Source organism: Martinezella tropici, from assembly GCF_008370325.1.
In the GTDB taxonomy this organism is placed as follows: domain Bacteria; phylum Pseudomonadota; class Alphaproteobacteria; order Rhizobiales; family Rhizobiaceae; genus Rhizobium; species Rhizobium tropici_B.
Window position 1 is genome coordinate 12,243 of the sequence record NZ_VNIP01000004.1, and the last position, 25,554, is coordinate 37,796.

At 58.6% G+C, this 25,554-nt stretch carries 21 protein-coding genes and 1 pseudogene; 5 read left to right on the top strand and 17 right to left on the bottom strand.

What is annotated here, in order from left to right:
- Nucleotides 1-290 precede the first annotated feature (290 nt).
- The 5 genes and pseudogenes from FP026_RS05780 to FP026_RS05800 all read right to left on the bottom strand — a co-directional run bounded on the left by FP026_RS05780 (nucleotide 291) and on the right by FP026_RS05800 (nucleotide 4,042).
- Complete coding sequence (locus tag FP026_RS05780; RefSeq protein ID WP_281408577.1) at nucleotides 291-695, bottom strand: GFA family protein; 405 nt, start codon at nucleotides 693-695, stop codon at nucleotides 291-293.
- Nucleotides 692-1,066, bottom strand: a complete 375-nt coding sequence (locus FP026_RS05785) for a GFA family protein (RefSeq protein WP_149633694.1) — start codon at nucleotides 1,064-1,066, stop codon at nucleotides 692-694. The genes FP026_RS05780 and FP026_RS05785 overlap by 4 nt, the downstream gene beginning before the upstream one ends.
- Entirely contained in the window at nucleotides 1,063-1,314 is a 252-nt protein-coding gene (locus FP026_RS05790) for a hypothetical protein (protein WP_149633695.1), read from the bottom strand. The genes FP026_RS05785 and FP026_RS05790 overlap by 4 nt, the downstream gene beginning before the upstream one ends.
- A 295-nt stretch (nucleotides 1,315-1,609) precedes the next feature.
- A pseudogene (locus FP026_RS05795) lies at nucleotides 1,610-1,846 on the bottom strand (type II toxin-antitoxin system VapC family toxin); the annotation flags it as partial.
- A gap of 261 nt (nucleotides 1,847-2,107) precedes the next feature.
- Nucleotides 2,108-4,042, bottom strand: a complete 1,935-nt coding sequence (locus FP026_RS05800; protein ID WP_149633696.1) for a methyl-accepting chemotaxis protein — start codon at nucleotides 4,040-4,042, stop codon at nucleotides 2,108-2,110.
- Nucleotides 4,043-4,582: 540 nt separating this feature from the next.
- On the opposite strand from FP026_RS05800, the gene FP026_RS05805 reads away from it, so the two are divergent.
- The 3 genes from FP026_RS05805 (at nucleotide 4,583) to FP026_RS05815 (ending at nucleotide 9,881) form a co-directional block, all read left to right on the top strand.
- The gene (locus FP026_RS05805) at nucleotides 4,583-6,037 is read left to right on the top strand and encodes an NCS1 family nucleobase:cation symporter-1 (RefSeq protein WP_149633697.1); all 1,455 of its coding nucleotides are present in this window, start codon (nucleotides 4,583-4,585) and stop codon (nucleotides 6,035-6,037) included.
- A 749-nt stretch (nucleotides 6,038-6,786) separates the two neighbouring features.
- Nucleotides 6,787-7,971, top strand: coding sequence for a 2-isopropylmalate synthase (locus FP026_RS05810; protein WP_149633698.1), 1,185 nt, complete (start codon nucleotides 6,787-6,789; stop codon nucleotides 7,969-7,971).
- Between the two features lie 134 nt (nucleotides 7,972-8,105).
- Nucleotides 8,106-9,881, top strand: a complete 1,776-nt coding sequence (locus FP026_RS05815) for a thiamine pyrophosphate-dependent enzyme (protein WP_149633699.1) — start codon at nucleotides 8,106-8,108, stop codon at nucleotides 9,879-9,881.
- A 331-nt stretch (nucleotides 9,882-10,212) separates the two neighbouring features.
- Here the strand turns inward: FP026_RS05815 and FP026_RS05820 are convergent, their stop codons facing one another.
- From FP026_RS05820 to FP026_RS05850, 8 genes are all read right to left on the bottom strand, one after another.
- A complete protein-coding gene (locus FP026_RS05820) occupies nucleotides 10,213-10,458 on the bottom strand; it encodes a hypothetical protein (protein ID WP_149633700.1) in 246 nt (81 codons plus the stop codon).
- A 350-nt stretch (nucleotides 10,459-10,808) separates the two neighbouring features.
- Nucleotides 10,809-10,946 carry a hypothetical protein gene (locus FP026_RS30140; protein ID WP_188112512.1) on the bottom strand — a complete coding sequence of 46 codons (138 nt, stop codon included), beginning with the start codon at nucleotides 10,944-10,946 and terminating at the stop codon, nucleotides 10,809-10,811.
- Between the two features lie 723 nt (nucleotides 10,947-11,669).
- Complete coding sequence (locus FP026_RS05825; RefSeq protein ID WP_149633701.1) at nucleotides 11,670-11,879, bottom strand: cold-shock protein; 210 nt, start codon at nucleotides 11,877-11,879, stop codon at nucleotides 11,670-11,672.
- A gap of 557 nt (nucleotides 11,880-12,436) precedes the next feature.
- Nucleotides 12,437-13,951 carry an ABC transporter substrate-binding protein gene (locus FP026_RS05830; protein ID WP_149633702.1) on the bottom strand — a complete coding sequence of 505 codons (1,515 nt, stop codon included), beginning with the start codon at nucleotides 13,949-13,951 and terminating at the stop codon, nucleotides 12,437-12,439.
- Nucleotides 13,952-13,970: 19 nt separating this feature from the next.
- The gene (locus tag FP026_RS05835) at nucleotides 13,971-15,674 is read right to left on the bottom strand and encodes a dipeptide ABC transporter ATP-binding protein (RefSeq protein WP_149633703.1); all 1,704 of its coding nucleotides are present in this window, start codon (nucleotides 15,672-15,674) and stop codon (nucleotides 13,971-13,973) included.
- Nucleotides 15,671-16,522, bottom strand: a complete 852-nt coding sequence (locus FP026_RS05840; protein WP_149633704.1) for an ABC transporter permease — start codon at nucleotides 16,520-16,522, stop codon at nucleotides 15,671-15,673. The genes FP026_RS05835 and FP026_RS05840 overlap by 4 nt, the downstream gene beginning before the upstream one ends.
- Nucleotides 16,519-17,457 (bottom strand): ABC transporter permease, encoded by a 939-nt coding sequence (locus FP026_RS05845; protein WP_149633705.1) that lies wholly within the window; start codon nucleotides 17,455-17,457, stop codon nucleotides 16,519-16,521. Before FP026_RS05845 ends, FP026_RS05840 begins: the two co-directional genes overlap by 4 nt.
- Before the next feature lie 51 nt (nucleotides 17,458-17,508).
- Complete coding sequence (locus tag FP026_RS05850) at nucleotides 17,509-18,399, bottom strand: proline iminopeptidase-family hydrolase (RefSeq protein WP_149633706.1); 891 nt, start codon at nucleotides 18,397-18,399, stop codon at nucleotides 17,509-17,511.
- Nucleotides 18,400-18,530: 131 nt separating this feature from the next.
- Here FP026_RS05850 and FP026_RS05855 point away from each other — a divergent pair, with 131 nt between their 5' ends.
- Together FP026_RS05855 and FP026_RS05860 are read left to right on the top strand one after the other, a co-directional pair.
- Entirely contained in the window at nucleotides 18,531-19,313 is a 783-nt protein-coding gene (locus FP026_RS05855) for a LuxR family transcriptional regulator (protein ID WP_149633707.1), read from the top strand.
- Between the two features lie 54 nt (nucleotides 19,314-19,367).
- A complete protein-coding gene (locus FP026_RS05860; RefSeq protein ID WP_188112513.1) occupies nucleotides 19,368-20,282 on the top strand; it encodes a proline iminopeptidase-family hydrolase in 915 nt (304 codons plus the stop codon).
- Nucleotides 20,283-20,683: 401 nt separating this feature from the next.
- On the opposite strand, the gene FP026_RS05865 is transcribed toward FP026_RS05860, so the two are convergent.
- The 4 genes from FP026_RS05865 to FP026_RS05880 all read right to left on the bottom strand — a co-directional run bounded on the left by FP026_RS05865 (nucleotide 20,684) and on the right by FP026_RS05880 (nucleotide 25,541).
- Entirely contained in the window at nucleotides 20,684-21,415 is a 732-nt protein-coding gene (locus FP026_RS05865; RefSeq protein WP_348642308.1) for a metallophosphoesterase, read from the bottom strand.
- A gap of 208 nt (nucleotides 21,416-21,623) precedes the next feature.
- A complete protein-coding gene (locus FP026_RS05870; RefSeq protein WP_149633709.1) occupies nucleotides 21,624-23,402 on the bottom strand; it encodes an ABC transporter ATP-binding protein in 1,779 nt (592 codons plus the stop codon).
- Between the two features lie 8 nt (nucleotides 23,403-23,410).
- Nucleotides 23,411-24,400 carry a glycosyltransferase family 2 protein gene (locus tag FP026_RS05875; RefSeq protein ID WP_246665259.1) on the bottom strand — a complete coding sequence of 330 codons (990 nt, stop codon included), beginning with the start codon at nucleotides 24,398-24,400 and terminating at the stop codon, nucleotides 23,411-23,413.
- 37 nt (nucleotides 24,401-24,437) lie between these two features.
- Complete coding sequence (locus FP026_RS05880; RefSeq protein WP_149633711.1) at nucleotides 24,438-25,541, bottom strand: glycosyltransferase family 2 protein; 1,104 nt, start codon at nucleotides 25,539-25,541, stop codon at nucleotides 24,438-24,440.
- Between the last annotated feature and the right edge of the window lie 13 nt (nucleotides 25,542-25,554).

Consider the following 25,554-nt stretch of genomic DNA (forward strand, 5'->3'; position numbering starts at 1 on the left):
GAGCATCGAGCTGCGCTAATAAGCTGTGTTAGGATAAAGAAAGTCTCATTTGGCGCCTGTGTTCAGACTAAGGTCCATGTTCAATATATTTCTCTTGAGCTATGGCCATTTTGCCCCCGGTCGCCTTCACCACAATTAGTGTCGGCGGTCAGCCCTGTCACCAGAGCAAGCTCTGGTGACAGGGCAATAATCTGCCTGATTGATGACCGGCCAGACGTCTCTTGGACCGAGAACATTTCGCTTTGCCTGATCACTGCGACAAGCTGGTCCGTCGCTTCGATCTTCGTTTCTCAGAAGCGCTCGCGCGTTTCCTCCGGCGGCAAATCCGAACCAATCTCAGCCCAATCAAGGCGGCTTTCGACCCCATAATGTGTGCGAGGCACGACCTGGTTGGGATGATCGAGAGAGCCGACGGTCACCCGGATGAGTTCATCATCGTCATATTGGAGAAAGAGCGGCGTGCCGCAATCGGGACAAAACGCACGTATGGCGATTGGCGATGAGCTGAAACTTCGCGCCTTTCCTTTTGTCCATTTAAAAGCTGCTAACGGCGGCTGCACCAGAATAGCGAAAGCGCCTCCGGTCGCCCGCTTGCACATATTGCAGTGACAATAGCCGGCGTGAAGAGGATCGCCGCTAAATTCGTATCGGCAGGAACCGCAAAGGCAACCGCCCGACCATCTTGCCTCACTCATGGTCGGTCCTCTTCATGTTGCTCCGCACCCTCGACCGGCGCAAGCCAAGGTTCCCGACGCTTGGTCCAGAGCTCATAGGTGGGAGTGAGGCGGACAGGTGCTTCGGTGAGGACACCAAGCTTTATCTCTGCTTCCTTCTCGCGAATTGCAAAAACGCGCGAACCGCAGCGAGCGCAAAATTCCCGTCCGGCAAATTCGCTCGTTTCACCCTCATATTCGAATTCATCTGAAGACCATATGCCGAAATAGGTAAAGGCCGAGCCACTCTCCTGCCGGCAATCGGTGCAGTGGCAAATGCCGACATGGAGGGGATTTCCCCAAACCGCCAAACGCACTTGCCCGCAGCGGCACGAGCCGGTCAATTTCGTCATGGGATATCCTCTTCGTCGATGACATTCGTGGTTGGACCCTCACCGCGGCTGACATGCTCGGTCTTCCAGCGCCCGTCGTAAAGCTGGTAGGTTATCTGGGCGTCTTCACCACCTTGCTGTTGCCGGGCCGCGGCCGATTTTGCCGCGGCAAGGGCACTCTCATGATCGGGAAACGTCTCCGACCAAACATCCCCGACGCGGTAGGCGAAGCCTTCATCATGTTTGCCGACATTGTATATTAACGGCATCATCTCCCCCTGGCCTGGTTGAAAGGGCTCATGGAGTGAGGCGCAGTCCGTGGACTCAGCCATCACGCGAAACGAGAGGCTTCATTCATGCAAAGCCGTTCGTGTAATCAAAGTTCTGAAAGGCAGAAAAGTTTCCAACTCTCCGCACGATCTGTCGGTCGTAAGAGCGTGAATTCTAGCTGGCGGCCCATGATTGAACTGTGACGCGCGGGCGGCCTTGCCGTTTTCCTCCTGCGAGGCCGAACTTCTTTCAAGTCGCCGACGCGCCGCGACTTCGGGGGCTCAGTGGGAATTTCTACGCATCATCGTTCCATGGATCGAAGATTACCGCGCCTGACGGCTGCGCGTCCTTCGCGTTGCGTATGACGAGATAGAGATCATGCTCGATCGCGGTTGCCGCGAGCATCGTGTCGATCACCGGTGGAGCCTGACCGCTGTCGCGCTTCACTTCGCCTGAAATTCGTCCCCATCGCCGAACGATCGTGTCGTCAAGCGACAAAACTCGCTGGCCGAAACGCTCGGCGAGCGCGTCGCCATGTAACGCGGCCGCCGGAAGCAGCAGGAATACGACGCTGGTTTCGTTCCGGATTGTGGTCCTGTCCGTGCGGCAGTCTGCGCGACAGCTTCACCGCTGCTGGCTCAATCAAGCGGTGCGAAGCATTGAGGTTCCAGCCACGAAAACTCGGGCGACATGAACATATCGGCCGGACGCGGTCGCGGGAAGGGCATACCCTCCCGCGATCTGCAGTTTTGAAGTCTGGCAATCCTTCAAGGACGGCCGTGGTTCGCAGGATCAGAACTCTTCCCAGGTTGCCGATGCCGCTGCGGCAGCCCCGGAGCCGCCGAATGCGCCGGCAATCTTGGCCCGGAGCGAGCGTGCCGGCGATGCGGCGGGGCTCGCCCGTTCCGTCGCGACGGCCGGCCGCGCGCGGCTGCGGCCATTTTGCAGGTTGAACTGTCCGAGAATGTCATTCAGCGCCGTCACTTCCTTGGCAAGGCTGTGGCTGGCAGCCGTCGATTCCTCGACCATCGCCGCGTTCTGCTGCGTTCCCTGGTCGATGCTGTTGACGGCCGTGTTGATCTCCTGCAGGCCGGTTGCCTGTTCGCGGGCGGCCTCGACGATCGCTCGCACGTTACGATCGATTTCTTCCACTTCCTTGACGATCTGCTGCAGCGATTGCCCGGTTCTCGTGACGAGAGTGACGCCGCTGTCGACCTGCTGACCCGATGTGGAGATGAGCGACTTGATCTCCTTTGCCGCCGTGGCGGATCGCTGCGCAAGCTCGCGGACTTCCTGCGCGACGACGGCAAAGCCCTTGCCGGCTTCACCGGCACGCGCCGCCTCGACGCCGGCATTGAGGGCAAGCAGGTTCGTTTGGAAAGCGATGTCGTCGATGACGCCGATGATGTTATTGATTTCGCCTGACGATTTCGAGATTGCCTCCATCGCGGCGATCGCCTGTTGCATGACCTCGCCGGATTTTTCCGCGCCGATCCGGGCGCGTCCGACCAGCGAGCTTGCTTCCTCCGCCCGCCGGGTGGAATCCTTGACGGTGGTGGTGATTTCCTCAAGTGCGGCGGCCGTCTCCTCGACGGAGGCTGCCTGCTGCTCGGTACGCTTGGAGAGATCCTCCGCGGCGGAGCGGATCTGGTTGGCACCGGCCGCTATAGCCTGACCACCTTGGCCGACCGCGACAAGCGTCTCTTCGACCTTTGCCATCGAGGCGTTGAAATCTGCTCTCAGTCGATCAAGATGCGCAACGAAGGGCTGCTCTATGCGATAGATAAGATTGCCGTTCGAAAGCTCTCCGAGGCCGTTTGCCAGGCTGTCGACGGCAAATTGGGCATCAGCGGCATCCTTGGCCTTTTGCGCCTCGCGCTCCAGCCTTTCCTTTTCGGAGAGGCTGCGGCCGGCAGCGGCTTCCTGCTCCAATCGTATGCGCTCGATGGCACTGTCGCGAAATACGGCGACGGCCGCAGCCATCTGACCGACTTCGTCTTTGCGCTCGATCCCTGAAACAAGCTCTTCTGTCTTGCCATCCGCAAGCGATACCATGCGCGCCCGTAGCCGTTCGATCGGAGCGGCAATTCCGCGTGCCGACACGAGAATGGCGATCGCAATAGCGCCAGCAAAGAGAACGCCGAGCGCGATCAGGGCATCTTCGATGGTGCTGCTAGCATGTTCCGCCAACATGTCGCTCTTTTTGTTGATGGACTTGTTGAACGTATCAAGCCACTGTCGAACCGAAACTACCTCGTCATCGATCATCGGATCCACCTGCTTCAAGAGCTTGGCGGCAGTCACGTTGTCATCGACCAGACCGGCTTTCACGGCTTGGTCCGTAAGGACGATAATATCATTGGCCCGTGCGGCTAGCTTGTCTACTGAATCCGATTCAGCCGGAATTAGCTGCTTAACGTTGGCGAAACGCAGCAGAAGTACTTGCTTGTTCTCCTGATAATCCCTAGAGAATGCCGCCATCCGCGGATCCTCCGCTGGATATTGCAGGATCTGGTACGCGTTGTAACTCATGGCGGTCACGCGCTGATTGGCTCTCGACATTTCCACCGCCGCCGCCTCATCCTTGGCGATAAAATTCGAGTAGGTGGCAACCGTGTCCCTATACTCGTTTGATACGACGAGGACACCGGCGATCCCGATCAGACAGATCGGAATTATGATCGCAAGGACTTTCGTCTTGATCTTGGCGTTCTGAAAAATGCTCATGGGGCCCATCCACTTTTGGGAGCCGGCGACCGCCTGCGCGATGGATGCCGTGACTATCGCCTGCTCTGAAAATCGGGAACATCGCAGGCATGAGCATTCTGCTCGTCGCATCTTGGCGCTGCGACGTAAGAGATGACAGACACATCTGATGAAACAATTAATAATGGGAAGTCAAACAAATTGATTAAAGTACTTCGATCGACCATTGGCGGCTTCGGCAGCATCTAAAAGTTGTATTTCTGAAAATATTTTCACACCAGAAATAGATTCCCCGCGTATAGTCGGATGTGTCGGCAAGATGTAAGATTTCACGGCAGAATTACATCATTTTCGTCAATCTATACTGTATGTTGACTCCTATATATGCTATGTAAGTTGAAACTAACACTCACGATAACGCATGCGCGTTGAATGAGGAAGTACCGCGATTATGAGCTGGAAAAGCCACCCCGCTGCATGGCATCGCGATTGCCATATAGGCATTTTGGGAGCACGCTTCGCCAGGAGTCCGGTGGACTCTGAAAGATTGGGGAGGGGGAAATGACCATACAAAATCCATCGCCTGCATTGTACAACGAGGACTTGGCGCCCGCCGAAGAGAGGAAGTGGGGGGCGTTCAGTATCTTCAATGTATGGACATCGGACGTTCACAGCCTTTGGGGATATTATCTTGCCGCAAGTCTTTTCCTGTTGTGCGGAAGTTTCATCAACTTCGTGATTGCGATCGGTATCGGCTCGCTGGTCATCTTCTTCCTTATGAGCCTCGTCGGTAACGCCGGCGTCAAGACAGGCGTGCCCTTTCCGGTCCTTGCCCGCGCCTCGTTTGGAACCTTCGGCGCAAATGTCCCGGCGCTGGTGCGGGCTATCGTCGCCTGCTTCTGGTATGGCGCTCAGACCGCAGCCGCCTCGGGTGCGATCGTCGCACTTCTGATCCGCAACGAAAGCATTCTCGCATTCCATCAAAGCAGCCACATGCTCGGCCATTCAACGCTCGAGGTCATCTGCTACGTCGTCATATGGGCGCTGCAGCTTTTGATTATTCAGCGCGGCATGGAGACGGTACGCAAATTTCAGGATCTGGCCGGCCCCGCGGTCTGGATCATGATGCTAGTGCTTGCGATCTATCTGGTGGTCAAGGCAGGCACGTTTTCCTTCGGCAGTGAAATTCCGCGCGAGGTGCTGCTGGAAAAGACGAAGGATGCCGGTGTGCCCGGTGAGCCTGGGTCCTTCCCGGCGCTTGCGGCTGTGGCCGCCACCTGGATCACCTATTTTGCAGCACTTTACTTGAACTTCTGCGACTTCTCTCGTTACGCCAAGGACATCAAGACCTTGCGGAAGGGCAATCTCTGGGGCTTGCCGATCAACCTGCTCGCCTTCTGCCTCGTTGCTGGGGTAACCACGACGGCTGCCTTCACCGTCTACGGCGAAGTGCTTCTGCATCCCGAAGCGATCTCGGCGAAGTTCGATAGCTGGTTCCTGGCGCTGCTTGCCGCATTGACCTTTGCAGTCGCAACGCTTGGCATCAACGTGGTCGCAAACTTCGTTTCACCGGCATTCGACTTCTCGAATGTTTTTCCAAGGCAGATCAGCTTCAAGCGGGGCGGCTATATCGCGGCCCTGATCGCGCTGCTGCTGTATCCGTTCGCGCCCTGGGAGACGAGTGCCGCGCATTTCGTCAATTTCATCGGTTCGAGCATGGGGCCGATTTTCGGGATCATGATGGTGGATTACTATCTGATCCGGAAAGGCGAGCTCAACGTTGCGGCGCTCTATCAGGAAAATGGCGAGTTTCGCTTCCAGAGCGGCTGGCATAGAAATGCCTTTATCGCCTTGGTGGTCGGCGCGCTGTTTTCGTCGATCCTGCCGACCTTCACGTCGATCCTGCCGGAATGGTGGGGAACCTATGGCTGGTTCTTCGGCGTCGGCATCGGAGGGGCAGTCTACTATCTGCTCCGTATGAGCGCCCGCGGTTCCGCCATCGGGGCTGCGACTTAACCGGAACTGCTCTGCCCGGCAACTCGTTGCCGGGCAGAGCCTAGGTTTCCCGCGCGCTTTCATTCGAAGACGCGTGCCCGAGCAGCTGTGCGTGAAGGGCACGCTGTCCCATCCCGCTCGCGAACAGAGGCAGGTGCCACCCTCGCCACCTCATTGAAAGACTGGCTACCAGAAGTAACTGTGGCAAAGCGGCTACAGCTGTCGCTGGCTAAGCAGAAAACCGTAATTTCCTAAACATAGTCCATAGTTTTCTAAAATACCGCCGTCACGAATGCAGCCATCCTCGCCATGGTAACCATTCGGTGCGCTATGGACACTCAATTCTCAGATTTTGAAATCTTTGCTCCGAAAATCGATGTGGCTTGGACTGCCTTGCAACGGCAATATGCCAGTCACCCGACCGCTGCGGAAATCGATCATCTATTTGCCTGCCGCGCCCTAGTGGGGACGAAGCTCCCTTCCGATCGCGCCCATGTTGCATTCATTCCGTTCCCGAGCCGACGCAGCCATCGGTCGTCGGGATAGCCGAGCCGAGCGAAAGCCAAGCCATCGGGATGGGGCACACTTCAGGAAATGCACAATCTCGCAAAACCGGGCCACTTAGGCTCAGATCTGGCAGGACGTGATGGATTTCGCCGCTGGCATGAAATGCGCCCGAAGCGTCGACCATCCGTGACTTCAGCGTAATGCATACAGCCAACCATTACGAATTCGGCAATGCCGATGCTTCAATCGATCGGGAGAGTCGCATGAACACCGAAAAGATCATTATCTTTGACACCACCTTGCGGGACGGCGAGCAAAGCCCCGGCATCAACCTCGACGCCGGTGAAAAGGTCGAGATCGCGCTTATGCTCGAAGGACTGAAGGTCGACGTGATCGAGGCCGGCTTTGCCGTCTCCAGCCCCGGCGAGTTCGAAGCGATCAAAGCCGTGGCGCGCGTCGTCAAAGCCAGTACGATTTGCAGCCTCAGCCGCGCTGTTGAGCGCGATATCGATCTGACGGCGGAGGCTGTTTCCGGCGCGGCGTCGTCTCGTATCCATATCGTGCTGGCGACCTCGCCTATTCACATGAAATACAAGTTGCAAATGACACCGGAAAACGTGCTCGAACATGCCGTTCGCGCGGTGGTCCACGCGCGACGCTATTCCGAGGATATCGAGTTTTCCTGCGAGGACGCGAGCAGGTCGGAACCCGAGTTTCTTGCCCGCTTCGTGGAACAGGTGATCAAAGCCGGTGCGACCACGGTCAGCCTGCCCGATACGGTCGGCTACGCGACGCCGCACGAATACGGCGAGCTATTCACCTATCTGCGCAATGTCGTGCCGAACGCCGACAAGGCCGTATTCTCCGCGCATTGCCACAATGATCTCGGCATGGCCGTTTCCAACTCGCTCGAAGCGACCCGGCAGGGCGCGCGCCAGATCGAATGCACGATCAACGGTATCGGTGAGCGGGCGGGCAACGCGTCGCTTGAGGAGATCGTCATGGCGCTGCATACGCGCGAGGATTTCTTCCGATGCCGGACCTCGGTCGAAACCCGCGGATTGACTGCCGCCTCCCGGCTCGTCTCGGAGATCACGGGTTTCGTTGTGCAGCCTAACAAGGCGATCGTCGGCAGGAATGCCTTCTCGCACCAGTCCGGCATTCACCAGGATGGCATGCTGAAGAACCCGTTGACCTATCAGATCATGACGGCGGCGGAGGTCGGCGCCGACGAGTATCGGCTGGTGCTCGGAAAGAATTCGGGTCGCAACGGTTTCCGCATGTGCATGCGCTCGCTGGGCGTCGAGTTCGGCTCCGATGCCGATCTCGACCTCGCTTTCTCCCGTTTCAAGGATATCGCGGATCAGAAGGCATCGCTTTGCGATGAGGATCTTCTGGCGACGGTTGCGGATATGGAAGCCTTCTCCCGCGAAAAACGCATCGCATAATTCTGCTTCTACACCATGCAATCGGGGTCGGCTGGATGTCGGAACTGCGCTTCCTCCGGGCCCAACCGGTCTGGGGGAACGAACGTCAATATTTTGCTGAATTCAGGAAAAGGTCATAACGGAGAGGCTAGCCAATGACGGTGAATCTTGCAGTCGGAACGGCAGGCGATGCTCAGGTAGTCAAGCCGAAAACAGGGTATGAATTGCTGATCGACACGCTTGCGACCTGGCAGGTGCGTCTCTATGCCGGCGTCACGGGGGGAGGGGTCATCCATCTGCTCAAACATCTCGAGCCGATGGTTGTCCCCGACGACGGGGCCGAGCGGCCGGTCTTTTTCAATATCGGAGAGTACGTCGCCGGCTTCATTCCTCTGGGATACTATCTGGCGAGCGGGAAAATCAGTGCGGCCATTGCAACGACGGGAGCCGCAACGCGGTTGCTGACCTGCGGCCTGAGCGATGCGAAATTGCACAATATTCCCGCAATCTACCTCATTCCTCTCAGCCCGGCAGAGACGCGATACCATGCACCGCTGCAAGATACGAGCCCTGAAGGTGCCGGCGTCGTGGCTCAGTTGAAGGCCGAGCTACCATCAGGCACATTCGTGTTGGACAATCCGGACGGTATCGAAGAACAACTCGAGCAGGCCCGCAAACACCTCGCTCAAGGTTCGCCCGTCGCTCTTATGATGCCGCCGGAGGCGCTCGGAAAGATAGTGCCTGAGCCGGTCCGTACGCCTTGGCGCGGTGATCACGCCCATAAACCGAACAAGATCGACCATGGGTCGCTCACCCATTTTCTGGCCGAATTCCCGCGGCAATCGGCTGGGCGTCGGGTGATCGTGCTCGCTGGCGAAGAGGCGGCTATGTATCCGTATATGCCTGTCCTCACCACGCGTTTGTGCAAGGTGTTACAGGCACCGATCGTCTGGAGCATAAACGGGGCGAATGCGGTGGCGCGCAACAATATCTTCGGTTTCGGCTATCTGGGCTTCGGCGGCAATGATCGCGCAATGCAGCTCTGGAGAAGCCTCGGCCCTGAGGATATCGTCATTACCCTCGGGTTTTGCCCTGACGAATATACCCTGAATTTTTCCGACATACCTGCCCATACGACATGGAATTTCACCAACCTTGCCGCCCCATACGGCAGCGTTGGGGGCGAGTTTCGGCATCGTGTGCGCGGCGAGTATTTCGATGTTCGAGGGCCAATCGATCAGGTTCTGAGCGAAGCGATCGGCCGGCTCGAGGGTCTTCAGCTGCCGCGCCCTCCGGCACCGGCTTTCGTGGCTGATCTCAATGATCGCGAGGTCATGCCGCCACGCGCCGGGACGATCGATATTGCCCGATTTTATCAGGAGCTCGATCGTCAATGGCAGCCAGGAAGCATTGCGTTCGATGATGTGTGCCTTGCCTACAAAGATCGTCAATATGTCACGCAGCGCCCGCATCCGAACGTCCGCTTCCATTCGCTTTATCGCGGTTCGGCAATGGGCGGAGCATTCGGCACGGCAATCGGCGCAAAGCTTGCAAAACCGGATGCGACGGTCTTCGCTTTTACGGGCGATGGCTGCTTCCGGTTGATTGCCGGTTGCCTGGCCGAAGCGCGATCATTGGGAATCGTCCTGTTCGTGTTGGACAACGGCGCACTCGGCATCATGGTACAGGGCCTGCCGGTGGTCATTCCCGACTATTCATCCGATCGCTACCACAGCGATCTGCACCGCATCGACTTTGGATCGATGGCGCGAGCTTGCGGCTGGTCAAGCCGCAGGCTGATGCCGGATCTGAGCAATCTGGCCGAGATCATGCGCGAAAGCTACAGCCCCGGTCACCCATCCATATTGGTTGAGGTACCCGTCGATGCGGAGCAGGTAGTGGGACAAAATCCGCGGGCTAACAATCTCTAGCGGCCGGCTTGGACATGAAGTTTCAGCCTGTCGCCCGCGCCTAATTTCGGCAAAGGTGAGACGATGGTCATTGAACGCAGCAGTTCAAAACGGCCTTGAAAGGGAGAGAAAGCAAAAAGGAAGAAGAAAGCCGCTCACGGATCGGGCCGGCCGCCGGCGCTTAATTGCGCCATTCGCTGTCCTGGCCGTCGTTCTTCTCAAGGCGCTCCGGGCTGGCTTAGCCTATCCCTGGCGGTCAGGGATATTCCACCACCGTCCGACCCCCAAGCGACGGCGTAATCGCAATCACTTGCCCGGTGGGCGACGGATCGCCAGCCGCACGTCGCCTCATTCACTTGATCCGGTGTGAAAGCGGATAATCCGGCGCGTCATAAAGTGCGCGGATCTGGTTGTGGTCGAAACGCGCCTCGTCTACTTCCAGCAGAGCGCCTCGCTGCTGTATGCCAGGCATGTCCTCGACCGCGAAGCGGAGGGCTTCGGCGGCGGTTTCGAAACGCCTATAGCGAAGTCCGCCACTGCCGCGTGTCGCTCTGCCAGCAGAGAGTCCTGCCCCGCCGGTATAATCGAATCTGGTCACACGATTGTCCTGGGGGGTGCGGAAGAGGTTTGTCCCTCCACGCGCGCAGTCTCTCTGACTTTGCGCTCGGTGTCTCGAAGCTCGCGTTTGCGACGCTGCATCCCCTTTCGAAGGTTCAGGAGCTTTTCGGCATTTGATCCTACTTCGCCGCGTGGCGCGCGGAAGAGGTTTTCTGCGGATTGCAGGGGGGTGTAATTCATCATTGGTTCCTCGAATAGTGAGTGCGGTCTCTGAACCGCTCTATCTCTTGTTTCTACGCAATTCCGGACGGAAAACCGCTGTGCACTTTTCCTGGAATTGTTCGAGCGCGCGCCCCTCCCGGTGACGTTGCCTTGATGGGCGCCAGCTTGCTATTTCTTGCCGAGACTTGCCGGGCTGCCGCCTGCAAGCTTAACCTGCGAGCCGGATGACGCGGGGGCTACTGCTGCTGTTTTGTCTTTCTTAGGCTTGCGGATTTCTCGATTGCCGCGCATTTGGCCCTTGGCCATGGGGTTCTCCTCTGGCGCCCTAATAATTGAGGGCGCTGTTTGATAGCTTGGATTTGGGTTGGCGTTTCTTCCGAAACGGATTGGCTAAAGCGGGAGAGGCGCAATGTTCACGGGCGCCGTTCGTACGCGCGCTGTCCGATCGAAGCCGAAATCGGGAAATGCCCTTAGGCTTGCCAAAGGCAGTTTTCGCTGAGCGTCTCTGCTACCGGCGGTTTCCAGAAGCGCGCAAAGGCTCGCGGTTTCCCGGTATCCGAACGTACTCGTCCGAACCAGATTTCGTGAAACACATCCGGAATAATTGTTGGAAGACATCGCGTCCTCCTTTTGTTTTGGTAAGGCCGTCCACCGAGACAGCGGTTACTATGGTACGGCTATTGACGTCCAAGACGCGCCCGTATCGCCGTTTGGCAGGCAATGTCGTTTTCCCGCATGTTGCGAATAGACCTTACCGGATGGGATGCCGCTTCCGTCGGATCGAAGCGCGGTCGAAGCCGTGACGTCAATATCGTCTCGGTTGAGGTGTAAAAATTCGCATTGTCAAATGTATAGGCCGCAACGCGCGACGTCTTGAGTTTCCAGCGCCATAGCAAAGGCCTGGCCGCATCTTACGGCGTGAGAACTCAATTCCCAGAAAAACAAAAGGCCGGGCATGAACCCGACCTCTCTCACAGTCATTCAGCTTAGCTGCCAGTACATCCGTGGTCAGCGGAGCGAATGACGAATTCATGCAGCCTGAAGATTGTCGGCCGAGCTCTTGCCAGACTTTCGGTCTTGAACAATGTCGTAGCTGATCTTCTGGCCGTCCGAAAGCGAGCGCATGCCGGCGCGCTCGACAGCAGAGACATGGACAAACACGTCCGTAGTGCCGTTGTCAGGTTGAATGAAGCCAAAGCCCTTGGTGGAGTTAAACCACTTTACAGTACCGGTGTTCATAACGATTTCCTTTCATAGCAATCGTTGTGGGTCCCACGATGCCTTGCGGGATAAGATCGATTATTTGAAAGGAAATCCAACGGAAGCATAAAGCTCTGGAATGACATCACAAGCAATGGTCGATATCCACCATGTAAGCTCAATTCTTGATTTTACAATGGGCATTGCGGAAATTGACGGTACTTCGGCTGCATGGGGCGCTGCTACCGCTGCGACGGCTTGATGAGATCGGTATGCATATCCAGTGCTGCCGTGCCTGTCGTTCGCCTTCTGCCCAGAAACGCGGCCGCGAAAATCCCTCGACCGATCGCGATAGGCGCAGCCGGATAACCAACAGGAGAACCGAACGTGAAACCGATCCAAAAGAGCAAATCCAGTCCGCTTTCCTACATGCGCAGAGATGCTTCGGAATGTCGTGCGCCGTCGCGAGATGGAAGTAGAAGTCGGGGATCACCAGGTGAAATATGTATTCGGCTCCCCGAACCAACACCACCCGCGCACAAACCGATGCTCCGCTGCCTTCGCGACAACGGAGCTTGGGATTCGGCGTTGAGATGTCAATTCTTGACGGTGTCTTCTAGGAAGAAGCGACCGAGCGGATTTTGATGGAAATTATCGATGTTCTTGCGTGCGACGTTGATATAGGGGCTGTAGTAGAGATCGATCCAGTTGACATCGTCCTTCGCCATCTTCTGCAGGTCGATATACATCTGCTCGCGCTTCTTCGGATCCAGCTCCTGCCGTGCCTTGCCGACGAGATCCTTTACCGCATCATTCTTGTAGTTGGTCATATAGTTGTTGTTGGAATCGTGACCGAGAACGAAGGTCGTCTTCTGGTCCGGATCGAGGATATCGTTGGTCCAGTAGTTGACCGAGATGTCATACTCGCCAGCAACGGTCATGTCCCATTCCTGGCTGGGATCCACCTTTTGCAGATTGGCTGTGATGCCGGCCTTGGCGAGCTGCTGCTGCACCAGGACGGCCGTCTGCTCATCCACTTCGTCGCCGGCGCGAATGAGGTACTTTACAGTGAGATTGGAGACGCCTGCTGCCGAAAGCATCTGCTTGGCTTTCTCCGGATCGTAGGGGCGTTGCGGATTATCCGCATAGTAATACAAGGCACCCTTTGGAATGTAGGAATTGGCGACCGTGCCCTGATGGAAGGTAACGGCGTCGACGATCGCCTTCTTGTCGATCGCCATGTCCAGCGCCTGACGGACTTCCTTCTTGCCGAGGTCGCCATGGGCGTGATTGATCAGCAGGTGATCCTCACGCGTGGACGGATCGATCAGCACGTTGAGGTTTGGGTCCTTGTTCAGCTCCTCGACACGCGAGAACGGCACGAAAATGGCGGTATCGAGCTGGCCGGCCTGCACGTTCAGCATGCGGGTGTTGTCATCCGGGACCGAGATCCATTCGACGCCGTCGAGCTTCACGCGGTCGGCCTGCCAGAAATTCGGGTTCTTCTTCAGGATGATGCGATCGCCGCGGCGCCATTCCTCAACAGAGAAGGCGCCCGAGGCGATCGGCTTTTCCGCGTAGGCATCAGCGCCTAAGGATTGCATGCCGGCCTTCGAGATGACCGAGGCATTCGGAAGCGCAAGCGTCGACAGGAAGGGTGCAGATGCGTGTTTGAGCTTGATCGTCAGCGTATGCGGGTCAGCCGCGACAGCAGTGTCGATGACCTTATAGGAATCGCTCCAGAGCGACGCCGGATCGTCGCGGATGCGCAGCAGGCTGAAGGCTGCGTCTTCTGCTGTCAGCGGCGAGCCATCGGAAAATTTCGCATCGCGGATCTTGAAGACATAGGTCAGGCCGTCATCCGAGGTCGTCCAGCTTTCCGCAAGACCCGGTTCCAACTTCGTGCCCGTCTTGTCGACGCGCACCAGCACGTCATAGACGTTGGAAAACACCCAGTTGTCGATATTCTGCGCCGTCTTGATCGGGTCGAACGTCGTCGAATCCTCGCGGCGGCCGATGGTCAGCACGCCGGCGGCTTCGGCAAAGCTCGCACTCAGCGTCAGGCCGGCGAGAATTGCGGCAAGCCCGATTGTCTTCCATTTGTTGGTCATGAGTTCGTTCCCTTCGTTGTTATCGCATGCGTTTGGCTGATTGGGTCTGCCCGGCCTGTGCTGCATCGCGTTCGCCATTCAAGGGCTTGTCCGGATCGATATCGGGAATGGCTGCAATGAGCGCGGCGGTATAGGCATGTTTCGGGCGAGAGAAGATTTCCTGCGAGCGGCCTTCCTCGACGATCTTGCCGCGATACATCACGACGGTCCGCTCACAGAGATCGCGCACGATGGCAAGGTCGTGGGCGATGAAGATCAAGGTCAGGTTCATCCTGCGCGTAAGTTCCCGGAAGAGATCGATGATCTGCGCCTGGATGGTGACATCGAGGGCTGCCACGCATTCATCGGCGATGATGAGCTTCGGGTCGACGGCAAGCGCCCTTGCAATGCCGGCGCGCTGGCACTGGCCGCCGCTCATGCTGCGCGGCTTGCGATCGGCGAATTCGCGCTCCAGCCCGACGAGATCGAGCAATTCGCCGATCCGGGCGGGAATGTCGGCCCTGGCGACCTTGCCGTGGACTTTCAAGACTTCGGCAAGCGTCTGGCCGATCGTCAGCCGCGGGTTAAGCGCATTGAACGGGTCCTGGAAGACCATGGCGGTTTCGCGCCGAAGCCTTGCGAGGCCAGCGCTCTTCTGCTGAGTGAGATCGACACCGTCGAAGGTGACATGGCCGGAGGAAATCGAGGTAAGGCCGAGAATTGCACGGGCAAGCGTGCTCTTGCCGCTGCCGGATTCGCCGACGATGCCGATGGTTTCGCCCGGCATGACCTGCAGGCTGACGCCGGAAACGGCGCTGACCGTCTTTGCGCCGCTGCCCTTGAGGAAACCGCCACCGACCCTGAAGTCTACCTGCAGATCATCGATTTCGAGCAGCGGCTTGGCTGACCTTTCCGGCTTTGTGGGTTCCGGCTGCGTCATTGCCGCTTCGTTAGGTAGGGAAGGATGGCTGTTGATCAAATCGATCGTATAAGGATTTTCAGGCCGGCCGAGGATCGTCCTTTTGGGGCCCTGTTCGAGCAGCCGGCCGCTGCGCATGACGGCGATCCTGTCGCAGGTCTGAGCGACGATGCCGAGATCATGGGTGATGAGGATGATCGAAAGTCCGCGCTTGTCGCGAATGTCGATCAGGAGCCGCAGGATCTGCGCCTGGATGGTGACGTCAAGGGCCGTCGTCGGCTCGTCGGCGATCAGGATCTTAGGGTTGCAGGAGAGTGCAACGCCGATCATGGCACGCTGCCGCATTCCGCCGGAGAACTCGTGCGGATAGCTGTCATACTGTCTTTTGGGATCAGGAAAGCCGACCTGCTCAAGGATCTCGGTTGCGGCTGCGCGCGCCGCGCGCGTTTTGAGCCCCTGATGGAAGCGGATGCCTTCGGCGATCTGGTCGCCGATGCGCATGACAGGATCGAGATGGCTCGTCGGATTCTGGAAGATCATCCCGATCTTGCCGCCACGCACCTCAAGCATCTCGGCGTCACTGATTTCCGTCAGTTCCCGCCCTTCGAGACGGATGGAGCCGCTTTCGATTTTCAGGAGCGACGACGGCAGCAGCCGCACCAGCGAACGGCACAAGAGGCTCTTGCCCGAGCCGCTCTCGCCGACAAGCCCGAGAATTTCACCTTTGCCGAGATCGAGTGAGACGCCGTCGATGAGCGTGCGTGCGCCGTCGTCCAGGCGGACCTTGACCACGAGGTCACGGACGGAGAGGACGGGCTCGCTCATTCATGCACCCCGAGCAGGTCGCCAAGCGCATCGCCCAGCATGCTGAAGCCGAAGGCGAGGCAGATGATGGAAAGGCCCGGAAACAGCGTGATCCACCACGTCGTGGTAATGAAGCTCTGGCCTTCCGCGACCATGACACCCCATTCGGCAAGTGGCGGCTGAACGCCGAGGCCGAGATAGCTGACGGCCGCACCGCTCAAGAGCACAAGCACGGCGTCCGACATGGAAAAGACGATCGAACCGGCAATGGCATTTGGCAGCAGATGGTGGAACATGATCCGGGGACGGCTGAAGCCGAGACTGACGGCGGCAACGGCATAGTCGCTGCCCTTCAGCACCAGCATCTGCGCACGGATGAGGCGGGCATAGGAGACCCAGCCGACCAGGGCCATGGCGATATAGAAGCTGCTCAATCCCGATCCCAGAATGGCGATGATCGACAGCATCAGCACCAGGAAGGGAAAGGCGAGAATGATATCGACGATTCGCATGAAGAGCGCGTCGACAATGCCGCCGAAAAAGCCGGCGATGGTGCCGACCGTGGTGCCGATCAGAAACGGGAAGAGCACGCCGATGACGGCGATCTGCAGATCGATGCGCGTACCCCAGATGACGCGCGAAAGAATGTCTCGTCCGAAATTGTCGGTGCCGAACGGATGCAGGAACGATGGCGCCTGCAGGCGCATGTCGGCATTCTGGAAGATCGGGTCATAGGGCGCGACGGTTGGCGCCAAGATTGCCAGAAGAAGGAAAAACAGAAAGATGCCGCCGCCGAGCGTCAGCGTCAGGTGCTTCCTGAAGAGTCTGCTCCAGCCGAGGGAGGCGGTCGCTGTCGTGTCGATGCTCATAGCTTCACCCGCGGATCGACGGCGACGGTGACGATATCGGCGAGGAAGTTGACCAGCACCGTGGCGCAGGCAAAGACCATCGCAACTCCCTGAACGACCATGTAGTCGCGCGAGAAGATGGCGCGCACCAGCAGTTGCCCCATGCCCGGCAGGGCAAAGACGCTTTCGACGACGACCGTGCCGCCGATCAGCCAGCCTACGTTGACTGCAAGCAGGTTGATCGTCGGCACTAGTGAGTTCGGTACGACATGCCGCCAGAAGACGATACCCTCCGGCATGCCGCGGGCACGGGCCGCCGTCGCCACATCCGATTTAAGAGATTCGATCATCGCCGCCCGCAGGCTGCGGGTCAGCACGGTCGAAAGCGATAGCGCAACGGTGAGAGCCGGCAGAATGAGATGGGCGATCTTCTCGCCGATCGTCGAGCCGTAGCCCGAGACCGGCAGAACCCCGAGTTGGACGCTGAACAGGATGATTAGCATCAACCCCAGCCAGAAGGGCGGAAAGCCAATGCCGAAGGTCGAGACAACGCGTACGATATGATCCGGTGCGCGCCCAACATTGCGCGCGGCAATCGCCGACATCGGCACGGCAATCAGGATCGACAGGATGACGCTCGAGACGACCAGTGCGACGGTCGGCTCGATCCGCGTGGAGATCAAGGGCAGTACATCGATCTTGTAAAGGATCGATTTGCCCATCTCGCCATTGCCGAGGTTTTTGATGAAATAGAAATATTGCAGCCACATCGGCTGATCGAGGCCATATTGCGCGCGGATGCTGGCAAGTGCTGCCGGCGTGGCGCGCGTGCCGAGGATATTGCGCGCGGGATCGCCAGGAATGAGGCGGACCAGAACGAAGGTGATGACGCTGATGCCGAAGAGGACGGGAAGGAACTGCAGCGGTCGCGTCAGTATGAATCTATAGCGGTGCATGGCGGCGATCGCCCCCTTGTCGTCGGTGGGATTGGATCACCTTAACTTGCATCAGCTTGCCCTATGCCGCGACAGGAAATCGAGGAGCGCCGGATAGTAGTCCTGCGGGTTCTCGTAGAAGGGCATGTGGCTGGCATTTGCAAAGACCTTGAGTTCGGCATCCTTCAAGGCAAGCTTCATCCTGAGCGCACAGGCCGGCGTCAACTCGTCATGTTCGCCCGCCGTGATCAGCACCGGAATGGCAAGCTGCGGAAGGTCCGGAATGCGGTTCCAGTCCTTGAGATTGCCGATGTAGAGAAATTCGTTCGGCCCCTGCATCGTCTCGTAGGGACCCATGTTCCAATCGTCGAGCGAACGGCGGACGGGTGCCGGCCATTCCGGCAAGCGGCAGACATGGCGATAATTGAGGATGGTGACAGCGGCGAGATATTCGGGGTGATTGAAGGTGCCCTGCGCCTCGTGCTTCTGCATCATGGCAACCGTTTCCGGGCCAAGTGCCGCGCGCAGCCGCTCCAGTTCGGAAATCAGGTGCGGCATGTCGGCGACGGTATCTTCGAGGATCAGCGTCTCAAGGTTCTCGGGATAGGTCAGCGCATAGTCGATCGCCAGCCAGCCGCCCCAGGAGTGCCCGAGCATATGGACCTTGCCGAGGCCGAGCGCCTTGCGGAGGCTTTCAGCCTCCTCGACATAGCGGCCGATGGTCCAGAGACTCCTGTCTGTGGGACGGTCGGAGGCGCCTGTGCCGAGCTGATCGAAGGCGACGACCCTGTAACCCCTATCAATCAGGCAGGAATGCGCCTCGCGCAGATAGTCGCAGGGCAGGCCCGGGCCGCCGTTCAGGCAGAAGACCGTCTCGGCTCCGCTGCCAAAGCTATAGGCGACCACCTTGTAGCCATCGACCTCGACGACATGCCGCGCCTCCGGCTCAATTTCACGCCACATTGACAACTCCGGCGAAAGATTCCGCTTGCTCAATATTTGAGCATGGCTAAATTTTTACCTTAAACCGCGCTCGGCACCAGCTATAAGAAGTGATAGGTTGGGAGGTCGCAAGCACAGACGGGAACAGCTGCATGTTCGATCAAATCGGAACCATCAGGCGCCAGTTCACGGCGCATCAGACGCTGGACGGCCGTATCGACCATATTTTCGAGGGCATGAAGGCAATCGGGTTTGAGGCTTTGATCTACGATTATTCGCCAGTGCCCTACGACCTCGACGGCAAGATCATGATCCCTTCGCTGCTGAAGCTCAGGAACATCTCCAACGACATGTATGAATACTGGTTCGATCGCGGCTATTTCCGCATCGATCCGGTACAGCAGGTGGCGCTACGAACCTCCGCGCCGTTCTTCTGGAATTATGATCCCGACGCCGATACGCTGATCAAGCGCTTCATGAGCGAGGACACCGTTCCCGTCGCGCGCTACCTGAGCGAGCGCGACATGTCGACGGGTGTCACCGTGCCGGTGCACATGCCGCGCGGCGATTATGCGACGGTCACAGGAATCCGTTTTGGTGCCAACAAGGAGTTCGAGCGCGACGCCCTGCGCTATATCGCCGATTTCAACCTGCTTGCGCATGTCTTTCACGAGACGGCCTATTCGCTCTTCGATACCGCAGCGCTGAGTGTCGGCAAGATCCGGCTGACGGAGCGCGAGAGGGAATGCCTGCGCTATTCCGCCGAGGGCTATTCCGCCAAGGAGATTTCCCGCATCATCGATCGCTCGGTGCCGACGGTCGTCATGCATTTGAATGCCGCGGCAAAGAAGCTCGGCGCCAAGAACCGCACCCAGGCGGTCGTCCGCGCCACCCATTATCGGCTGCTGGACGCGCAGCCATCCTATAACTTGTGATAGCTGCCGCACCCGTTTCGGCCGCGTTATGGTCTGATCCATCGAAGCCTGGAGATGGAGAGACAAGTGGCCGCAATTCCGACGCAGGAAGCATTTCTACCCTTTCGCGAATACCGGACATGGTACCGCGTCACCGGCTCGCTTGATTCCGGCAGGCTGCCGCTCATCGTCGCCCATGGCGGGCCTGGCTGCACACATGATTATGTCGATAGCTTAAAGGGCATTGCCGAAATTGATGGCCGCGCCGTCATCCACTACGATCAACTCGGCAACGGCAAGTCCACGCGTCTGCCTGAGAAGGGCCCCGATTTCTGGACGCCGGCGCTGTTTCTCGATGAGCTGGATACGCTGCTGAGGCATCTCGGCATTCAGGATCGCTATGCCTTTCTCGGTCAGTCCTGGGGCGGCATGCTGGGTGCCGAACATGCGGTGCGTCGACCGAAGGGGCTGAAGGCACTGGTGATCGCCAATTCGCCGGCCAACATGCATACCTGGGTCGCGGAAGCGAACCGTCTTCGCGAAGAGCTGCCGCAGGAGGTGCAGGATACGTTGTTGAAGCACGAACGGGCCGGCACGATCACCGATCCGGAATATATCGCCGCCTCCCGCGTCTTCTATGATCGCCATGTTTGCCGCGTCGTGCCCTGGCCGGCGGAGGTTGCCCGGACCTTCGCCACTATGGATGAAGACAATACCGTCTACCGCAACATGAATGGCCCGACCGAGTTTCACGTCATTGGCACGATGAAGGACTGGACGATCGAAGACAGACTTTCCCTCATCGAGGCGCCGACCTTGCTGATCTCAGGCAAATTTGACGAGGCGACGCCGCTGGTGGTCAAGCCCTATGTCGATAGGATCAAGGGCTGTGAATGGGTGCTTTTCGAAAATTCGAGCCATATGCCGCACGTCGAAGAGAAGGATCTTTGCCTGAAGACGGTTTCGGAGTTCTTGGCGCGGCATGATTAAGGATCCAATCTTCACGGCGGCCCGGACGAATAAGAGGTGGTCATCTCCTGCAACTATCTCGCCAACCGTTAAGCCGCAAACAAGGTGACAACGCCCCGTGAGGGCCCAAAACTCGCTATGGATTTTGTCATTCAATTGAATGTGGAGATACCATCATGAACGGGTCGACTAACCTCGACCCGTTATCGACACGAAGAGTTTCCGCGCGATGACATGATCGAAATGCTGCTCCAACTTCTTTCAAAAGACACGTGGACCGACGCATAAGCCCACACGCAAGCATCAAACGACCCGGTCGTTCGGATGGCAGGCGAATTGTACTCAACGAAGTCGGTAGGCCGGACACTCCGTCTGGGCACAACCAAAGTAGAACTCGCTACACGTCAACGACGAATCTAGGCTCAAACCCCGTTCCTTCCCCGGGTAGCCTCGGGCATTCGAGACAACACGCGTATCGCCGACCATGTAGTCATTTCGATGATGTACGTGACCATGCACCCACAACGACGGCTCGACCTCGTACAGCAGGTCTTCCAAATCCGAGGCATAACAAGCGGAGAGCGGATCGTGTCGAAAACCGACGTCGATCGCCTGTGGAGACGGAGCATGGTGGCAATGACAACTGTCTTCAGCGGTGTAGGTTTTCGCAGCTCTGCCGCAATGAAATCCCGGGTTTGGACACGCATCCGACAGGCGTCAATCGGCTTGAACATGCGGCATGGTAGCTTTGAGAATTTGATCTTCCTGAAGTCGTTCATTCCGCTTTGGGCGTATGGCATGCTGACAGCCGGATTTCGACCGAACAGCCGGAAATCGGTCCATAGTGTTCCGCCGATAAACCTGACCCCACCGATCTCCACCCCGTCATTTTCCAGAAAGTGGATGTTCGAAAAGCCCGCGTCGAATTTGCGGGCATCGCGAATGCTTTCCTCGACGGACGCTGAATAGAACTCGTGATTGCCTGGCACGAAGATGACCGGGAGCGCCTGGGCGTAGACGTCGGCAAGCCATTGAATGCTCGGGACAATGCCTTTCGTGCTGACGTCGCCCGCGCAAACTAGGAAGTGGTGCCCTCTGGCGGGGTCTGCGAAAAGGGTTGTCCGAACTCGAGATGGATGTCGGAGATGATTCAGAGTTTCATAACTGTTGTCCTATTGCGGCCGAGCAAAAAGTGAAAGCCGGTTCAACCGGCCGAATAAAGAGTCAAGAGTGGCAGGCTTGGATACAGCCAAGACATCACGGCCTGAGACAGTTTTTCCGGTTATCGAGACTGAATTTAGGATTCAAACGACTGCATCGACAGGTCGATACCCTTCAAGAGCACCACATATCCGCTCGAAACTATGGCAGCTCTTGCTCGTAGAGCTGGTCCATGCTGAGCGATGCGACTTCGGCAAATGCCGTCTGGTTGCGGACGCGCCCGCCGCTGAGGACGACGACGTCGTCGCAGAACGAGATCGTGCTGCGATGATGGCTGATCACGATCGTGGTTCGGCGGCCGGCGCGCAATTTCAGCGTCTCGACGATGGCGGCTTCCGACAATCCATCCATGGCGTTGGTGGCTTCGTCCAGAATGAGGATATCGGGATCGCGAACGAGCGCCCTTGCGAGGGCTATTCGCTGCCGCTGTCCGGCCGACAGGCTGGCGCCCCTGTAGCCGACGAGCGTTTCGTATCCGTCGGGGAGCTTTTCGATGAATTCATGCGCTTCGGCAAGCCTGGCCGCTTGTTCGGCCTCAGCGGGCGAGGCCTGCTGTCCGTAGGCGATGTTTTCGAGAATGGTGCCGTCAACCAGTTCCAGGTCCTGGCTGGCAAGCGCGAGCCGGTTTCGCCATTGCGTGGGATCGATGCGGCTGAGCGGCAATCCGTCGATCAGGATCTCGCCTTCGTCGGGTTCGACAAAGCGGCACAGCAGGTTCACGATCGTCGTCTTTCCCGCACCCGATCGGCCGATGAGGGCGGTGGAGCGGCCGTGGCGAACATCGAAGGTGGCGGAGCGCAGCACGACCGGTCGTGCGGCAGAGCTTGGATACCTAAAGGTCACGTCGTCGAATTTTATCTCCCGGCTCAGTCGGGGAGCCGGCAGGTCTCCAGCCGGCGGCTGCGGCTTGTCGGAGGCATCCAGCAGCCAGTGGACTTCCTCCAGTGAACCGCTCCAGCCCTGCATCTGGCTCCATGCCTGCTGCAGGGCGCGCACATGCGGCTGCAGCCGGTACAGCAAGACCACGAAGGCCACGATGATAGGAAAGCTGACCGCCCAGGCCCAGGCGCTGACGACCACCGCGAGGAAGAGCGCCGAATGCAGCACCTCGGTCAGCGGCGGCAGCGCGCCCTGGCGGGTCTGCAGAATGAAGCCCGCCTTTCTGACTGTGTTGGATGCGCCGTCGAACACGGCCTTTTCGCGTGCCTCCTGACCGAAAATTCGGATCAGCCGTCCGGCGTGAACGAGATGCAGCATTCGGCTGGCAAGTTCACTGTTGGAAGAAGCGACCTTGCGGCTCGGCATCTTCAGGCTGGCGGAGAGGCCAGCATGCGCCGCCTGGACGAGGATAAGGCCGAGCGCGACACAGAGCGTCATCTGCCACGACAGCAGCAGCAGAAAGGCAAGAAGAATGATCGCCGCCGACGCGTTCACGATCGCCGCAAGCACCGTCTGTATCGCATCCGACGCCCGCCAGGATTCATTGGAGATGATGTTGAGCAGCCGGCCCGGGCTTTCCTGCAGGAAGAATGGATATCCGATCTTCAGGAGCTGATCGGCGAGCGCGCTGCGGATCGCATGGCCGGCCTTGCCGTGAATGAAGTTGGTAAGGGCCGTATTGGCGAAGGCGAGAATGTTCTTCAAGGTGATCAGCACGAGAATGCAGGCGGCAATCGCCATCATCCGCTGCCGGTCGTCCAGACCCGACCCGGCCTGCTGGAAGAGGGCGGAAAATCCACTTAGTCCCGTCGGGGCTTTTTCACCGCCGATGATGCCGAGCATCGGAATGATGAGGCCGATGCCGGTACCCTCAAGCACGGCGCCGATCAGGCCAAGGACGACGACGACTGGCAGCAGCCGGATTTGCCGGCCAAGCGCCTGTCGCAGGAGTTGCAGACCCGGCAGGAGGAGTTTCAGCATGGCGGATCTCACCTCAATGAACGGGTTGTCTGTTTGATCTCGTTCGGTTCCGGCTGTCGGGGGCGGCTCGTCATCGCACATCGTGCGAATTCGAGCGCGCCCAGCACATTCATGGACACGATCGGCCAATGAGACAAGGACACTTCCGGATCGAAGCGTGGCCCACCCCATAATTCCCGCCAGGCCGAGCGGAAAGTCCAGCAGAAATGACGCAGGAGCCAAGGCGCACCGAGCAGATGCTTCAGACAGAGGCCGCCATTTCCGAGGCTGTAGCTGCGGTGAAGCCGTTCGATCGCCTCGCGCGTGTTGCGCCCGTGATAATGCAGCACGTTCATGTCGGGAACATATTCGATCGGAATGCCAAGCTTGAAGGCACGGACGAGATAGTCTGTGTCCTCAGCCGATTGCAGCGCGCTGCCGGCACCGAAGCGCTCGTCGAACCGGCCGACGCGCTGGGCGACTTCCCGGTGCATCGTCATGTTGCAGCCAAGGATGAAGCCGCCCGGATGGACATCTGGCGTAAAGCGAGCCGGTTCTGGCGATCGTTTGATCGTAAACGGCAGATCGAGCGCATTGCCGAGTTCGACACGGCCGCCCCGGATGACGAGGCGCTCTCCGCCCAAGTAATGCTGCTCCAGATCCCGCAGGTAGTGCAGATCCACTTCGCAATCGTCGTCGATAAAGATTAGGATGCGCCCGCGAGATCGTTCCATCCCCGCATTGCGGGCGGCGGCCAAGCCGCGGCGTCGCTCCGTCACCGGTGTGATCGCGATGCTCGATGTTGTAACGATCCGGGCCAGCCGCTCGGCGGTATCGTCGGTCGAGCCGTTGTCGACCACCACCAGCTCGCTTGTCATCGCGCCATGCGCGAGACTGGCTGCTTCGATCGACCGGATGCAGGCTTCGAGCGCCGGGGCGCGGTTGCGGGTGCAGACGATGAAACTTGCCGCTGGAGCTCGACCGAAGGAAGGACGAGGGGGCTTTGTAGCCTGCCGCATATGCTCCCGCGGATTTTCGGAACCCTCCCCGGCCATGTCAGGCAAGCCCCTGCAACGGCAGCACGCTTCTTGCCGGGACCGATTGCCGATATCTTGCCAGGGCGTCGAGGCGCAGGCTCGCATCACTCCAAAGGCGGCTGCACCAGGGCGCATAAATGGCGGCGCGAAGGCCATACCGCTCGCGACGCCGTATCGTATGCCACTTGCCTGTCTGGGTGAGGAACTGATGCGTCAACGCTGGCTGCTTCTCGTCCGCGATGAGCTGGTAGACGAAATAGAAGAAGCACATCAGTCCTTCCTGGTGGCTCGCGGAGGCTCGCATGCCGCGCGCGGCGATCCTTGCCTCGATGGAGAGGAGGCAGTCGGCGGCACGGGCAACCGCGTCCGGCGTCGCCGCCGCACCGATATCATGCAGGGCATGGGAATCGTCGATCAGACCTTCCCGTTGGAGATTTTCCGCAGCGATCGCCAGATGCGTACGACGCATTAGCTTCTTGTGTTTGTTGGTGACGCTTTCGTCGTGAACGCGATAGGCAACGAGGCTGTCGTCGATCATGGCGGCGGGGAATTTGCGGGTGATCCGCCGGAACAGATCGAAATCTTCAGCGTGCACATAGCTTGCATCATAGGTCAGCATGCCAGCCGGAATGACATTGCGGTTATACATCACGGTTGAATGCATGAAGACGGTGTAAAACATCGACAGCACGTGCCAGTCGGCCGACTGATGGATCGGATTGGGCGTGCCGCGCACGACGCGATTGCCGATGAGCCGGTCGACGCCGGTGCCGCTGATCGCAAGCTCTGGCCGCTCCCGAAACAAGTCGATCTGGCGTGAAAAGCGCTCGGGATAGGCGATATCGTCGGCATCCATCCGGGCGATGAACTCGCCTTCCGCCAAGGTCAGGCCTTCGTTGAGCGTTGCAATGAGCCCGCGGTTTTCGCGCGAGATGATGCGAATGCGGTCGTCGACCGCCTGATACCGCTGCAGGATGTTCAGCGAGCGGTCGGTGGAACCATCGTCGATGGCAATGACCTCAAGGCGCTTGTGATCCTGTCGCAGGATGCTCTCGACGGCCGCGGCGAGGTAAGGTTCGCCGTTATAGACAGGCAGCAGGACGGAAATCAGGGGAACGGACATTCTTCAGCTCGCG

Coding starts and splice junctions, on each gene's coding strand:
- FP026_RS05780 (WP_281408577.1), bottom strand. CDS start 695: ATGAGTGAGGCAAGATGGTCGGGCGGTTGCCTTTGCGGTTCCTGCCGA.
- FP026_RS05785 (WP_149633694.1), bottom strand. CDS start 1,066: ATGACGAAATTGACCGGCTCGTGCCGCTGCGGGCAAGTGCGTTTGGCG.
- FP026_RS05790 (WP_149633695.1), bottom strand. CDS start 1,314: ATGCCGTTAATATACAATGTCGGCAAACATGATGAAGGCTTCGCCTAC.
- FP026_RS05800 (WP_149633696.1), bottom strand. CDS start 4,042: ATGAGCATTTTTCAGAACGCCAAGATCAAGACGAAAGTCCTTGCGATC.
- FP026_RS05805 (WP_149633697.1), top strand. CDS start 4,583: ATGACCATACAAAATCCATCGCCTGCATTGTACAACGAGGACTTGGCG.
- FP026_RS05810 (WP_149633698.1), top strand. CDS start 6,787: ATGAACACCGAAAAGATCATTATCTTTGACACCACCTTGCGGGACGGC.
- FP026_RS05815 (WP_149633699.1), top strand. CDS start 8,106: ATGACGGTGAATCTTGCAGTCGGAACGGCAGGCGATGCTCAGGTAGTC.
- FP026_RS30140 (WP_188112512.1), bottom strand. CDS start 10,946: ATGGCCAAGGGCCAAATGCGCGGCAATCGAGAAATCCGCAAGCCTAAG.
- FP026_RS05825 (WP_149633701.1), bottom strand. CDS start 11,879: ATGAACACCGGTACTGTAAAGTGGTTTAACTCCACCAAGGGCTTTGGC.
- FP026_RS05830 (WP_149633702.1), bottom strand. CDS start 13,951: ATGACCAACAAATGGAAGACAATCGGGCTTGCCGCAATTCTCGCCGGC.
- FP026_RS05835 (WP_149633703.1), bottom strand. CDS start 15,674: ATGAGCGAGCCCGTCCTCTCCGTCCGTGACCTCGTGGTCAAGGTCCGC.
- FP026_RS05840 (WP_149633704.1), bottom strand. CDS start 16,522: ATGAGCATCGACACGACAGCGACCGCCTCCCTCGGCTGGAGCAGACTC.
- FP026_RS05845 (WP_149633705.1), bottom strand. CDS start 17,457: ATGCACCGCTATAGATTCATACTGACGCGACCGCTGCAGTTCCTTCCC.
- FP026_RS05850 (WP_149633706.1), bottom strand. CDS start 18,399: ATGTGGCGTGAAATTGAGCCGGAGGCGCGGCATGTCGTCGAGGTCGAT.
- FP026_RS05855 (WP_149633707.1), top strand. CDS start 18,531: ATGTTCGATCAAATCGGAACCATCAGGCGCCAGTTCACGGCGCATCAG.
- FP026_RS05860 (WP_188112513.1), top strand. CDS start 19,368: ATGGAGAGACAAGTGGCCGCAATTCCGACGCAGGAAGCATTTCTACCC.
- FP026_RS05870 (WP_149633709.1), bottom strand. CDS start 23,402: ATGCTGAAACTCCTCCTGCCGGGTCTGCAACTCCTGCGACAGGCGCTT.
- FP026_RS05875 (WP_246665259.1), bottom strand. CDS start 24,400: ATGCGGCAGGCTACAAAGCCCCCTCGTCCTTCCTTCGGTCGAGCTCCA.
- FP026_RS05880 (WP_149633711.1), bottom strand. CDS start 25,541: ATGTCCGTTCCCCTGATTTCCGTCCTGCTGCCTGTCTATAACGGCGAA.